The organism is Psychrobacter sp. ASPA161_9 (assembly GCF_051970275.1).
Classification (GTDB): Bacteria; Pseudomonadota; Gammaproteobacteria; order Pseudomonadales; family Moraxellaceae; genus Psychrobacter.
Genome location: NZ_JBEFNI010000009.1, coordinates 62,966 through 76,315 on the forward strand (window position 1 = coordinate 62,966; position 13,350 = coordinate 76,315).

Genomic DNA, 13,350 nt, shown 5'->3' on the forward strand with positions numbered 1-13,350 from the left:
AGGAGCAAGGCGCTGACAGCTAAGGGTGCGGTTACTGTCGTTCGGGTAATTAGTCCTAGCCTTGCAAACGGTTATGACAGTGATTGACGCTATCAAACTCGGTCTGCCAGCCCAATGCTGACGATAATTAATAAAGCTGTGTTGTTAAATGTTGTTGTTAAAGCTGCTCGGCAAGTTTGGCCAGTACTTCCTTTGATACGCCTTGCGCCTGTAAGCTCTTTAGTAGTATATCCTTATCATGCAGCGCTATATCAGTCGCTTGCTCGTTGCGGCTATCTATTTCTTTAGCGAGTTCATCAGGGGTTAGTAAGTCAAAGCTGACCGCCTTGCCAGCCCGTAAGTCATCTAAATGGTTCGCCCAGCGGTGCATCATCATTTGGCGCTCGGCTAAATGCTCCGATAAGTCATAGCGCCTTCTAACGCTCGATTGCTCTAAGTGGGCAAGTTGTATCTCAATTAAACTTTCAGAAAATTGCATCTCATACAACCCTGTACTGGCAAGCTGCCTAAAGCCGTGACCTGTCATTTTAGGGTGGGGATCGCCTGTATAGCCCATACGCTGTAGCGCCTGATTGAACCATGCTTCACTGTAAGGCTTGTTTGACTCAAAATTATAGAACACATAGCCCGTATGTTCGGTTAAGGGTCGCATATGCTCGATGATAGCCATTGCTTGCGGTGACAGTGGGATAATATGATCTTGGCGCATCTTCATCTTAGCGGCTGGAATACGCCATACACTTTTATGATAATCAATCTCTGACCACTCAAAATATCTAAGCTCTTTGGTACGCACAAAGCATAGCGTCATCAGTTGCAAACCTGCTACGGTCTGTGCGTGGGCGTTTGGGTGGTTGCTAATGTATTGATCAATGTTGCGGAGTAGGTCAGGGAATTGGTGCTGCTCTACCGCTTTCATGCGCTCGGCTTTGTGTGGTCTGATCGCCTTATTGCGTCCAATGGCAAGGTTAATGATGTCATAGCCTAGCGTGTTGATAGAATACTCAAAGATTGAGCTAATCAGCCCCATGCACTTATGCGCGGTTTCGGAGGTATGTTTGCCTTGCTGCTCAAAGGTCGCTTGAATGGCAAGCCCTGTCTTAATAATGTCTTGCGCGGTTATAGCCCCAATAGGGTATGCACCCAAGTGCTTTAAGATATGATTGTCTAAGAACCCTTGCAGCTTTTGCACGTTCTTGGCTGTGGTCTTAGATTTTTCATCTATATAGCTTTTGGCAATGACTTTAAATAAATCTTTTTGCTCAAAGTTGTTTTTCTCTATGCTCTTATAGGCGGTAGGGTCGATACCATTAGCCAGTATCGCCTTTGCCTTGTCACGTTCGATACGTGCCTGCTTTAGCGATACTTGCGGCTTGAATGATGCGTCAATGGCTTGCTTAGATGATTTATAGATGCCAATTTGGTAGGTTTTTTGTTTAGGCTTAATATCTTTATCCGATTGATAGCGGTATGACATTTGCCAAAATAATGAGCCATTAGGATGTTGTATCAGATATAAGCTATTGCCATCAGTGTGACGAGCAACTTTATCAGGTGCTGGCTTCTTGGCGATAGACTTTACGCCATTATCAGTAAGTAGATAGTCTTTTCTTCTATTCATGGCATCACCAAAGATGTTAAATATATTTTAACAACAGATTTAACAACATTCTATAGGTGCTACTAGGTAATAACAAGTAATATTAAAAGACTTGATATGATGCTATTAAAGGAATATATAGGTTTTAGGTAATGCTGAGGAAGGGTAGAATACAATGATTGGTGCGCTCGGCGGGAATCGAACCCACGACCCTCGGCTTCGGAGACCGATACTCTATCCAACTGAGCTACGAGCGCATAAAATGAATTGACTGCTATATTGAGTAACACGATTTCTAGACAAGCGTCTTTAGCAGTGCAACGTGTCGAAAAATAAAGACCGCTTAGTCTAACAAATAAAAGGTGGAAAGCCAATGAATGAAGCCAGCTATTAAGATTTTTTGAGAAAAAATAAGATAGTCAGCAAACAGGCATGGCAATCTACCTGTCTTTTCCCTTATAATGTTAGGGAGAATTCATATTTATAATCACCGATTACAAGTACGCTTGCATACGGGATGGCTGTTTGCCATCGATAACTAGATGTTATCGAAGGAAGATAGACAGAATGTCCAAGTCGTGCCAACACTTGTATACGTAATAAGAGAACGTGACGAATGAGAAAAGTAGTTATGTTATCGGCAGCTGCCATTCTAGGAATCGCTAGTATCGCAGTGAGCCAAGCTGAAGATGTTGCAGACACTCCTGTAACCGTATCTGATGTAGCAGAAGCACAAGAGGTTGTAGAAAATGCTCCTCAAAAGCTAGGTGACGAAACACAGGCTGCCGCTGATACTACCGATGGCACGGCTCCTGTTGCTGAAGCTGGGGATGCAGACGCCGCCACTGTTGCAGATGGAGATGCTACAGCCGAAGAAACCGTACAAGCTGCTCCTGTCGCTAATGAAGAGCCAATCCCTGAAGATACGCCACAAGTACAAAAGCTAATTGCGTTGTATCCTAACCTGATTGCTCGTATTCAGCCTGTTGCTAAAGTATGCTTTGAAGACGACGAAGTTTGTGATGTGACTGCTCGTTCATCTGGTCCATCAGCAGATGGTGAGCCACGTGATGGTAAAACAGTATATAACGCAGTATGTCAAACGTGTCATGCATCAGGCTTGCTTGGCTCACCTATGTTAGGTGATGCAGGTGCTTGGGGACCACGTATAGCAAAAGGTTCAGATACTTTATATACGCATGCTATTAATGGATTTAATGCTATGCCTGCGAAAGGTGGCGCTGATATTCCTGATGAAGAAGTTCAGAATGCTGTGGATTACATGGTTGGTGAGGCAAGCTAATTTATACTAGCGTTGTTACGCTATAGGTGCTTAATCTGTAACCAATGGCTTTATCTACATCATATGTAATTGTAAAACGTCTATTTCACTTAATGATATAGACGTTTTTTTATGGTTGATGATTGATGCAATCAATTATGTACTTATAGTATGCTGCAGTTGAAATCTATCTAAAGTAACCTCACATTAAGGCATTACATCACTCATTTCACAAATCTATAAAGAGGTATTCATGTCTGAGGTACCAGCGCTTTCTATCCAAAATCTATCCAAGACCTATGACAATGGGTTTTCGGCACTAAAAGATGTCAGCTTAACGGTGCCACAAGGCGGATTCTTTGCTTTGCTTGGCCCAAACGGTGCTGGTAAGTCAACGATGATTGGCATTATTAGCTCACTGTTTAAGCCGACAACTGGTAGCGTCAATATTTTCGGTGTCGACCTTTTGGCCAATCCTTCGATTGCCAAGCAATATCTTGGGGTAGTACCGCAAGAGTTTAACTTCAACATGTTTGAAAAAGTACAGGATATCCTAATTACTCAAGCCGGTTATTTTGGTATTCCGCCTAAAGAATCAAAACCGCGTGCTGAGCGCTTGCTTAAAGCGCTAGGACTATGGGACAAACGCGATACTATGTCACGTGAGCTATCAGGTGGTATGAAGCGACGTTTGATGATTGCACGAGCGTTGATTCACAAACCTAAGCTATTGATCCTCGATGAGCCAACCGCTGGGGTAGATATTGAGTTGCGCCGCTCTATGTGGGAGTTTATGCAACAAATTAATATTGAAGAGAACACCACTATTATCCTCACCACGCATTATCTAGAAGAAGCTGAGCAACTGTGTAAGCGCATTGCTATTTTAGACCATGGTGAAATCCGTATTAATACGGATATGAAGGATTTGCTCGCTCAGCTATCGGTTGAGACTTTTGTATTTGATGTAACTACTCCGCTGACACATCAGATTGTATTGAACAATGTGACAGCAGTAGTGCAGCCCGATGATCTTACGATTGAAGTGACGTTGACTGAAGGTGAGTCGTTGAATGGTGTTTTCACTCAGCTGTCTAACCAAGGTATCACTATTGCCAGTATGCGTAACAAGTCCAATCGATTGGAAGAGTTGTTTATGCGCTTAGTTGACAAAAATATCCAGAGTGCAGACAGTATGAAGGAGGCAGGATTATGAATCAGAAGATAGTGGTAGATCCTAATGAGACCATGTCATGGGCTAAAAAATGGATTTCTTTTCGTACTATATTACTAAAAGAAGTTCGCCGAATTCTACGTATTTGGCCACAGACGCTATTACCTCCAGTCATTACCATGAGCCTGTATTTTGTTATCTTCGGTAAAATGATCGGGTCGCGTGTTGGGGAGATGGGCGGCGTTCCGTATATGCAATTTATCGTCCCCGGCCTGATTATGATGGCGATTATTACCAATAGTTATTCAAACGTCGTATCGAGCTTTTTTAGTGCGAAGTTTACTTCCAGTATTGAAGAGCTGTTAGTATCGCCAGTCTCCAAGCATGCTATCTTGATGGGTTATGTCAGTGGTGGTGTCTTCCGTGGACTGACTGTTGGTTTTATCGTCTCTATCGTAGCGCTATTCTTTACTGATCTTGGCATCGAGCATTTATTTGTGACTTTGTTTACCGTGCTTGGAACATCTATTTTGTTCTCACTGGGTGGCTTTATTAACGCTGTGTTTGCACGCTCATTTGATGATATTTCCATTATTCCAAGCTTTGTGCTTACTCCGCTTACCTATCTTGGCGGTGTGTTTTATTCGATGGAGAACTTGTCACCGTTTTGGCAAAACATTTCGCTCTTGAATCCAATTGTCTACATGGTCAACTCGTTCCGCTACGGTATTCTTGGCTATTCTGATGTAAATGTTTGGTATTCAATGGCAGCGATTTTTACATTTTGCGTAGTGTTTTATGCTATTTCTTATCGATTACTAAGTAATGGATCGCGTGTTCGTTTGTAGTGGATATTTTTGTCGCTTAATGCGAGTAATAGTTGTAGCTAGAAATAGCTGATGTTATAAGAATAGATGAGATTAGGAAGAGTAAATGAGTATTCACGGTATTTTAGGTGAGCAAACCACTGATTATCCAACCGAGTATAGCCCAGAGACACTGTATCCCATTGCTCGTAGTATGGGGCGTGATGCAATTGGCTGGCATGATGAAAAATTGCAAGTCGGTGTAGATTGGTGGCAGGCATTCGAGATGTCATGGCTTAATCATCAAGGTATCTCGCAAGTCGCTATAGCGCGCTTTAGTGTACCTGCCAGCTCGCCATTTATCGTAGAATCAAAGTCGCTTAAGTTATATTTAAACAGTATTAACTTTACCGAATTTGCCAGCTGGGAAGAAGTGCAAGCGCTGATTGCTAAAGATTTATCAACATGCGTACAAGCAGAGGTGCAGGTTGAGTTGTTCGTCTTAGAGAACGACATGTCAGGGCTGCTTATTGCACAGCCTAATGGCGTCTGTATTGATAATGCATTGGCAGATAGTACAGATAAAGTCGCTTTATGTGAGCATCCTGATGCGTCGTTGCTAAGTAGTGATAAGAATTTAGACAGTGATAATTTTTTGGAAAGTAATGCTACTCAGCCTTATACTTTTTATTCTAACTTGCTGCGTAGTAATTGTCCGGTGACCAATCAGCCCGACTGGGGTACATTGGCTGTTTCGATAACCAGTAATAAGACAATTAATCAAGCCAACATGTTGCGTTATATCTTAAGCTTTCGTCAGCACAATGGCTTCCATGAGCAGTGTGTCGAGCAGATATTTGCTGATTTGAGCGAACACTATGAGCCAAGCGCATTGATGGTTAGAGCTTGGTATACGCGTCGTGGTGGTATTGATATCAATCCATGCCGTGTGAGTGACATAGGTTTATTACCTAAACCAAGCCGTTTGATTCGTCAGTAGGTAAAAGAATTGGCTTTTCATCATTTAGCTCATACAGTCGATCTACTATAAAATAAATACAGCGATACTGAGATAAATTTTGCGCAGCCTCTGTCTGCGTAGGCACAGTAAGCAAGGAAAAATTATTTCAGTAGCGCGCTAAAATTTTTGTACTTTTTTTATTTGGGACTGACTATACATAAAAAAGCGCCTATCTCATTAAATGAGATAGGCGCTTTTTATTGCACAATTTTTATTAAAAAACTATTTACCGCTTACTTTTGCCATTACTTCTTCGCGGCTTAGCATTTGCTTTTCTGTTTCACGGCGATTGACGTACTCATATTTATCTTCAGCAAGATTGCGATCTGAGACCACAATACGATGTGGAATACCAATTAGCTCAAGATCAGCGAACTTAACGCCTGGACGTTCGTTACGATCATCAAGTAGCACATTAACACCTTGAGACTTAAGCTCTTCATACAGAGCGGTAGCTGTCTCCATGACGGTATCTTCTTTTGATTTCATCGGAATGATAGCGACTTCAAAAGGCGCAATTGAGTCATTAACCGTTGGCGTTCTTGGCCACATGATACCGTTTTCATCGTTATTCTGCTCAATGGCAGCCGCGATGATACGGCTAACACCAATGCCATAGCAACCCATCATAAGGGTAACTGGCTTACCATCTTCACCAGATACAGTAGCATTCATCGCTTGCGAGTACTTGTCACCCAATTGGAAAATATGGCCGACTTCGATACCGCGTTTGATTTTTAGCGTGCCTTTACCATCAGGAGAAGGGTCGCCCTCTTGTACGTTACGGACATCTACAATACGAGTAATACTCGCATCACGTGCCCAGTTCAGTCCAGTGGTATGCTTGTTGACTTTATTGGCACCGCTTACAAAGTCTGACAAAGTGGATGCCGAGCGATCGACAAATACAGGCATATCTAAGTCAACACCAATATAACCTTTGTGTAGACCAGCTGCTTTAAGCTCTTCATCAGATGCCATCGTCAACGGCACGTTGGCTTCTTCAATTTTCTCTGCTTTGATAGTGTTAAGCTGATGATCACCACGTAGCACGATAGCGATCAGCTGTGGTTCATCATTTTCGGTATGTCCATGTACAATCAAGGTTTTAACCGTGGTTGCTAATGGAATATCCAAGTGTTCAGCCACCATTTTACAAGTGGTCATCCCTTCCGTTAATACGTCTTCGCGCTCCATTTTGGGCGGCTGACGCTCAGCGGTACTCACAGATTCAGCAAGCTCAACGTTGGCCGCATAATCAGATGAATCTGAGAAAGCAATGTCATCTTCGCCACTATCTGCCAATACGTGGAACTCATGCGAGGCAAAACCACCGATAGATCCGGTATCTGCTTGTACCGCGCGGAAGTCTAAACCTAAGCGGGTAAAGATACGCGTATAAGCATCAAACATATCATCATAGGTTTTAGCCAAAGACGCTTGATCAACGTGGAACGAATAAGCATCTTTCATGGTAAATTCACGTGCGCGCATCACCCCAAAACGTGGGCGAATCTCATCACGGAACTTACCTTGAATTTGGAAGAAGGTAATAGGCAGCTGCTTGTAACTACGTAGCTCACCTTGGGCAAGATTGGTGATGACCTCTTCATGAGTAGGACCTAATACAAAGTCACGATCATGACGATCTTTAAAACGTAACAGCTCAGGACCATAATCGTCAAAGCGACCGGTCGTTTGCCATAATTCGGCTGGCTGGGTCATCGGCATAAGCACTTCTTGAGCGCCGATGTTTTGCATCTCTTCGCGAACGATACGCTCGACTTTTTGTAAGATGCGTAGGCCCATAGGCAGCCAAATATATAATCCAGAAGCGATTTTACGGATGAGACCGGCACGCACCATCAATTGGCTTGAGGCGATATCGGCATCACTTGGGGTTTCTTTTAGAGTAGCGAACAAAAATTGACTGGCTTTCATAAATAAAGCGGAACCTTATCAACGATAAAATAAATAATAAATAAGGCGCTGAGCACTTAGTAGTCGCTACAAGCCTGCCTTTATATATAACCTAGTGTAACTAATGATCTGATCGATGTGACAGTGTATAAATTGGCTGTTTATAGTCAAGCTTTCTGTTCACAAACTAGCTAATAGCAAACTAGTGTGAGACAGCCAATATACGTTGACATTTTATCGATGCAATCAGACTATGTTAGGTAAAGTTCGCCTAAGACGCAATGACTTTTTGTCTTTTGCAGCAGAACGATGCATAAACTTAAAAATACTATGAAAAATATAGTAATAATTTGATAATTCTAGCGCTTATTAGTCATAAAAGTCAGAGTAGCTTTAAGAGTCTAGTAGCTCTTAAAAATATGGAGTAAGCAATTGTGTAGCGGATTAGTAGTTAATACTTGAAGTCATTTTTAAAAGTGTCATTTATACTATATAGAAGTACTTATTTAGCACTCATAAATAGAGGTTTTTGAGTGCCGTTGACAATATAAAAGGTAGCGCATATGACAACTCCTGATAATCGTACACCTACTAATGCTAGCGACAATAATATTAGTAAGCGCCCTAAACCAAAACAGCCCATTGGAATGGCGACGTGGATATTGTTAATTATCAGTTTTACGGCCTTAGCTTTTGCTGTTTATACTATCCAAAACCGGATTGTAGAAGAACCGATTGAGACTATTACTCGTGAAGGGGTGGTGACGCAAATTCAGCAGTTAAATCGACTACAAACGGTGGCTTTTAGCGTGGATACGGTGATTACCAGTCAACGTCAGGGAAGCTGGATGAAACTTTGGCAAGATGAGCAAAAAGGATTGTTTATCGCTCGTGGTCGGGTAGATGCCGGTATAGATTTAAGCGCATTGACGCCTGAGATGGTACAAGTTGTACAGCCTGAACAGTCTAATGCTAATGTAGACGAAGCACAGATAGCTGATGCTAATACACTAGCCTCAATGATGCCACAGATTAATATTACCTTACCACCTTCAGAAGTTTTTTCAGTGTATCTCGATAATCTAGAGATTTATGATTGGCAAACAGGCGCTTTTGGTTTGATGCAGGTTGATCCTAAAATACTAGAACAAGCACAGACGATGGCGAAGAAAGAAGTCCTTGAACGCGCTTGCCGAGGTGATGTAATGAATATGGCGCTACAAAATGCACAAACTCAATTGCAGCAGCTGTTTGCGTTAACTGGAGCCGTAGTTACGGTTACTACGCAAGGAGCGGGCGCGTGTCAGTTGCCATCAGTAGCAAATAGCTAATATAGCTTTTGCACGATAATGGATTCAGTCTAAAAATAATACAGTGCTGCTGGGATGAATTTTTCGCAGCCTCTGTATCAGCAGCACGCAAGGAAAATTTATACCAGTAGCACGTCAGAAGCTTTGTAACTCTTTTGTTTTGAACTGACTATACCTTAGGCTTTGTTAATCCTTTTTAAATTCAGCAATAGCTAATTGACGTGCTGCTTTATGTTCAACCATCGGTAATGGGTAATTAATATCAGCAAACTTACCACCCTTTGCCAGTTCTTTACGCATTTTGTCCTCGCTATGTAAGATGCTGCCTGGAATATCTTTTAGCTCAGGTAGCCAAGTTTTTATAAACTCGCCATCGGTATCGTGGGTTTTGGCTTGGCTAAAGGGGTTCATAATACGGAAGTAGGGTGCAGAATCCGTACCTGTCGATGCGCTCCATTGCCAGCCACCGTTATTGGAAGCAAAATCACCATCTATCAGCTGCTGCACAAAGTAGCGCTCGCCTAAACGCCAGTCAATCAATAAATCCTTGGTTAAAAACATCGCTGTGACCATTCGTAAGCGGTTATGCATAAAGGCCGTCGCATTTAGACAGCGCATCGCGGCATCGACTAAGGGCACGCCAGTCTCGCCTTTACACCAAGACTTGAAATCATCCTCACTATATGACCAATTAATCTTAGTGTCTGTCTCTTCTTTATAAGCCTTATGACGAATAAGTGCTGGCTTATCTACTAAGACATGACGATAAAAATCTCGCCACGCCAACTCGCTTATCCAGCGATTAATGTCGTTGTTATCAGAGTTATCAGAGTTATCAGAGTCATTAAAGGTATCGCTATCATTACCATGTAATTTTTCTTGTGCTTTGCTCGCTTGTAGGTAACAAAGCCTTGGACTAATTGATCCAATGGTAAGGTAGGCTGAGAGCTGACTGGTTGCATGTAGACTGGGCACATCGCGACTGACATCATAATTATCAATATCATCAGCGATAAAATCCTCTAAACGCTGGCAAGCAGCAGCTTCACCAGCAGGGTAAGCTGTTCGAGCGTGGTCAAGCTGTACGTCCATATCAATATGCTTTAATGAATCAATACCTTGTGAACAGCCATCTTGTAATGTCTTTTGATAGCCATCGACAGTTTCTTTAATTAACTTTTCGATATCTTTGATAGTAGTTGCGCTAGCTTTCGAGGTTTTCAGCTTGTTCTTATTATTGCTCTTTACGGCTGTTGCTTCATGCATTTGCATATTGCTGACATCTAAGGTATGTCGCCATTTTTTATAAAACGGGGTGAAGACTTTATACATGCTATCGCTATCGTTGGTCGTGATGCTTTGCGGCGGTAAGATACATTGGTCATGCCAGCGGATAAACTCGATATCGTTTTTTGCTAGTTGCTTGGTGAGTTGTTCATCGCGGTCAATCTCATTGCCTTCGTACTCATGATTGGCCATGACAAGGCTGATAGTATTCGCCTCGCATAAAGTGTTTAGCGCATCCACGCAATCAGCAAAACTGAGGCAGACTTGCACTGTTAAGGTGATATTCAATTGCGTTTGCAAATCTTGGGCGATTATCGGTAAAGTGCGCGCAATATGATCAACTTGGGCAAGCGAGGTATCGTGCGCTTGCCACTGTTCAGGGGTGAGGAAGAATATAGCACTGACTGATGCATTGTCTGCGTTGGCTTGTTCACAAAGCGCAGCCAGTGCCGTATTGTCATGCAGCCGCAAATCACGACGAAACCACATCAAGTAATGCGGCATACTGACATTCTTATTATCATGATTTTCGTCATTTGCTGACGCTGTTTTAGACATTCAATTATTCCTATTTTAATCAATCGCAATCATAAACAAAACTATGAATAAAAGTATGCTAGGATAAGTTTTTGGATGCAATTGATTTGCCAATTGATTAACAAATCAGCATCATATTTAGGGATTAGAGTTTAGCGCGAACTTGTCAAATGACATCATACTCAATACCACATTTAACGTTTTAAGGTCATATAATGCACGTTAAGTTTTGCGGCTTTACCCAGCTTAATGATGTCAATGCCGCTGTCCAGCTAGGTGTTGATGCGGTCGGTTTGGTATTTTATCCGCCCAGTCCGCGTGCTGTCACGCTAGTACAAGCACAGACATTAAGCGCGGCCTTACCTGCATTTGTCAGTGTCGTGGCTTTGGTAGTCAATATGTCTCATGATGAGCTGATTGAGCTGGCAAACAACGTCTCTTTTGATATCATTCAATTCCATGGTGATGAAACACCTGAACAGTGTCAGCAGCTGGCAAGTGCCGTCAATAAACGCTGGATTAAAGCGTTGCGTATCAATGCTGAGCAGGACACGCTAGAAAGCGTAAGCGCACGTATTGATAGTTTTGCCGCAGTAGGCGCGAGCAGTATTTTGCTTGATGCTTATCATCAGCATAAATATGGCGGTACGGGCGCGCGCTTTGACTGGAATCTGATACCACAAGACAGTTCGCTACCGATTATCTTAGCGGGCGGACTGGATGCTGACAACGTCGCTGCCACTCTTGATTTGCCTATTTATGGCGTCGATGTCAGCGGTGGAATTGAAGTTGATAAAGGCAAAAAAGACGCTGATAAGATGCGTGCCTTTATAAAAGCAGTCAAGCGTGACCGATGGCAAAACGAGACGGTCACTGACGCTATCTAAGATAATTGCTGTATTTATGCTATTTATACTTATTTGATCGTTATTCCGATTTTTTGATTGAGCCTTATTTTTCGCTGTCTCAATAGTTGTCCCAATATTTATATTATTAATAATTACACTACCAATCCTTATATTAAAAGATACCACTTATCGTAGGAATTATCATGAGTCATGCCACGAACAAAGCACCATCTGCTACTGCACAATCTATCAATACCTTTACTAATCCAACAGACGTCCAAGACTTTAACCAGTACCCTGATGCACGTGGACATTTTGGCGTCCACGGCGGTCGTTTTGTCTCTGAAACGTTAATGGCCGCCTTAGAAGAGCTTGAAACCTTATACACCAAAGTAAAAGCTGACCCTGCATTTTGGGAAGAATATCACAATGACTTAGTCAATTATGTCGGTCGTCCAACGCCGCTTTATCATGCCAAGCGTTTAAGTGATGAGATTGGTGGCGCGCAGATTTACTTTAAGCGTGAAGACTTAAATCATACTGGTGCACATAAAGTGAATAACACCATTGGGCAGGCATTGCTTGCCAAAATGTGTGGTAAGAAGCGCATTATCGCTGAAACCGGCGCAGGTCAACATGGTGTAGCGACGGCAACGATTGCTGCGCGCCTAGGTCTAGAATGTATCGTCTATATGGGTGCAGATGATGTTGAGCGCCAAAAAATGAACGTTTATCGTATGCGTTTGCTAGGTGCGACGGTTGTGCCAGTGACTTCTGGATCACGTACTCTCAAAGACGCTATGAATGAAGCTATGCGTGACTGGGTGACCAATGTCGATACGACATATTACATCATCGGTACGGTGGCAGGCCCGCATCCTTATCCGCTACTAGTGCGTGACTTTCAAGCGATTATTGGCAAAGAAGCGCGTATTCAGCATTTAGAAAGAACAGGCAAATTACCTGATGCGTTGGTCGCCTGTGTCGGTGGCGGCTCGAACGCTATTGGTTTATTCTTTGATTTCTTAAACGATACTGAAGTCAAAATGTATGGCGTGGAAGCGACAGGTGATGGCATTGAAACCGGTCGTCATTCAGCACCATTAGCTGCTGGTCGTATCGGTGTGTTACATGGCAACCGTACCTATCTGATGGCTGACGATGAAGGCCAAATTCAAGAGACGCATTCTATCTCAGCGGGCCTTGATTATCCTGGTGTTGGTCCTGAGCACAGCTTCTTAAAAGATATGAAACGTGTTGAGTATGTGGGCTGTACCGATAAAGAATCGTTAGAAGGCTTTCATGAATCCACGCGTAAAGAAGGTATTATTCCTGCGCTCGAATCTGCCCATGCGGTTGCCTATGCGCTTAAGCTGGCTAAAACCATGACCCCTGATCAAACCATTATCGTCAATATGTCAGGTCGCGGTGATAAAGATTTGCATTCGGTAATGAAGGCGGAAGGGATTGAGTTGTAGTCGCGTATCTTATTTTGCGCTATGAATCCGCTTTTATAAAATAAATTGATGAGCTCTCTTATTAAATCGTAGAGAGCCAATATAGCC

General features: G+C 42.7%; 10 protein-coding genes and 1 tRNA gene. 7 read left to right on the top strand and 4 right to left on the bottom strand.

All coding sequences use genetic code 11. The annotated features are described in order from the left end of the window. Nucleotides 1-157: 157 nt before the first annotated feature. Both ACTQ9S_RS10970 and ACTQ9S_RS10975 read right to left on the bottom strand, forming a co-directional pair. A complete protein-coding gene (locus ACTQ9S_RS10970) occupies nt 158-1,621 on the bottom strand; it encodes a tyrosine-type recombinase/integrase (protein WP_440454960.1) in 1,464 nt (487 codons plus the stop codon). Nucleotides 1,622-1,780: 159 nt separating this feature from the next. Beyond that, nucleotides 1,781-1,857: transfer RNA gene (locus ACTQ9S_RS10975), tRNA-Arg, on the bottom strand. Nucleotides 1,858-2,216: 359 nt separating this feature from the next. On the opposite strand from ACTQ9S_RS10975, the gene ACTQ9S_RS10980 reads away from it, so the two are divergent. The 4 genes from ACTQ9S_RS10980 to queF all read left to right on the top strand — a co-directional run bounded on the left by ACTQ9S_RS10980 (nt 2,217) and on the right by queF (nt 5,862). Next, a complete protein-coding gene (locus ACTQ9S_RS10980) occupies nt 2,217-2,903 on the top strand; it encodes a c-type cytochrome (protein WP_440454961.1) in 687 nt (228 codons plus the stop codon). Nucleotides 2,904-3,135: 232 nt separating this feature from the next. Further along, the gene (locus tag ACTQ9S_RS10985) at nt 3,136-4,098 is read left to right on the top strand and encodes an ABC transporter ATP-binding protein (RefSeq protein WP_068034549.1); all 963 of its coding nucleotides are present in this window, start codon (nt 3,136-3,138) and stop codon (nt 4,096-4,098) included. A gap of 32 nt (nt 4,099-4,130) precedes the next feature. Continuing rightward, complete coding sequence (locus ACTQ9S_RS10990) at nt 4,131-4,904, top strand: ABC transporter permease (RefSeq protein WP_068038942.1); 774 nt, start codon at nt 4,131-4,133, stop codon at nt 4,902-4,904. Nucleotides 4,905-4,989: 85 nt separating this feature from the next. Beyond that, the gene (queF, locus tag ACTQ9S_RS10995) at nt 4,990-5,862 is read left to right on the top strand and encodes an NADPH-dependent 7-cyano-7-deazaguanine reductase QueF (RefSeq protein ID WP_440454962.1); all 873 of its coding nucleotides are present in this window, start codon (nt 4,990-4,992) and stop codon (nt 5,860-5,862) included. A gap of 243 nt (nt 5,863-6,105) precedes the next feature. On the opposite strand, the gene ACTQ9S_RS11000 is transcribed toward queF, so the two are convergent. Continuing rightward, on the bottom strand, nt 6,106-7,824 hold the full coding sequence (locus ACTQ9S_RS11000; protein ID WP_440454963.1) for a proline--tRNA ligase: 1,719 nt from the start codon (nt 7,822-7,824) through the stop codon (nt 6,106-6,108). A gap of 542 nt (nt 7,825-8,366) precedes the next feature. Between ACTQ9S_RS11000 and ACTQ9S_RS11005 the strand changes: the two genes are divergently transcribed. Then, nucleotides 8,367-9,134: a DUF4230 domain-containing protein gene (locus ACTQ9S_RS11005; RefSeq protein ID WP_068326053.1), complete on the top strand. Its 768-nt coding sequence runs from the start codon at nt 8,367-8,369 to the stop codon at nt 9,132-9,134. Nucleotides 9,135-9,299: 165 nt separating this feature from the next. On the opposite strand, the gene ACTQ9S_RS11010 is transcribed toward ACTQ9S_RS11005, so the two are convergent. After that, nucleotides 9,300-10,958 (bottom strand): cryptochrome/photolyase family protein, encoded by a 1,659-nt coding sequence (locus tag ACTQ9S_RS11010; RefSeq protein ID WP_440454964.1) that lies wholly within the window; start codon nt 10,956-10,958, stop codon nt 9,300-9,302. A 194-nt stretch (nt 10,959-11,152) separates the two neighbouring features. Here ACTQ9S_RS11010 and ACTQ9S_RS11015 point away from each other — a divergent pair, with 194 nt between their 5' ends. After that, nucleotides 11,153-11,824 carry a phosphoribosylanthranilate isomerase gene (locus ACTQ9S_RS11015; RefSeq protein ID WP_440454965.1) on the top strand — a complete coding sequence of 224 codons (672 nt, stop codon included), beginning with the start codon at nt 11,153-11,155 and terminating at the stop codon, nt 11,822-11,824. A 164-nt stretch (nt 11,825-11,988) separates the two neighbouring features. Then, nucleotides 11,989-13,263: a tryptophan synthase subunit beta gene (gene trpB / locus ACTQ9S_RS11020; RefSeq protein ID WP_440454966.1), complete on the top strand. Its 1,275-nt coding sequence runs from the start codon at nt 11,989-11,991 to the stop codon at nt 13,261-13,263. Nucleotides 13,264-13,350: the final 87 nt, after the last annotated feature.

Excerpts from the sequence above, each read along its gene's own strand:
- ACTQ9S_RS10970 (WP_440454960.1), bottom strand. The coding sequence starts at position 1,621 with ATGAATAGAAGAAAAGACTATCTACTTACTGATAATGGCGTAAAGTCT.
- ACTQ9S_RS10980 (WP_440454961.1), top strand. The coding sequence starts at position 2,217 with ATGAGAAAAGTAGTTATGTTATCGGCAGCTGCCATTCTAGGAATCGCT.
- ACTQ9S_RS10985 (WP_068034549.1), top strand. The coding sequence starts at position 3,136 with ATGTCTGAGGTACCAGCGCTTTCTATCCAAAATCTATCCAAGACCTAT.
- ACTQ9S_RS10990 (WP_068038942.1), top strand. The coding sequence starts at position 4,131 with ATGTCATGGGCTAAAAAATGGATTTCTTTTCGTACTATATTACTAAAA.
- queF (WP_440454962.1), top strand. The coding sequence starts at position 4,990 with ATGAGTATTCACGGTATTTTAGGTGAGCAAACCACTGATTATCCAACC.
- ACTQ9S_RS11000 (WP_440454963.1), bottom strand. The coding sequence starts at position 7,824 with ATGAAAGCCAGTCAATTTTTGTTCGCTACTCTAAAAGAAACCCCAAGT.
- ACTQ9S_RS11005 (WP_068326053.1), top strand. The coding sequence starts at position 8,367 with ATGACAACTCCTGATAATCGTACACCTACTAATGCTAGCGACAATAAT.
- ACTQ9S_RS11010 (WP_440454964.1), bottom strand. The coding sequence starts at position 10,958 with ATGTCTAAAACAGCGTCAGCAAATGACGAAAATCATGATAATAAGAAT.
- ACTQ9S_RS11015 (WP_440454965.1), top strand. The coding sequence starts at position 11,153 with ATGCACGTTAAGTTTTGCGGCTTTACCCAGCTTAATGATGTCAATGCC.
- trpB (WP_440454966.1), top strand. The coding sequence starts at position 11,989 with ATGAGTCATGCCACGAACAAAGCACCATCTGCTACTGCACAATCTATC.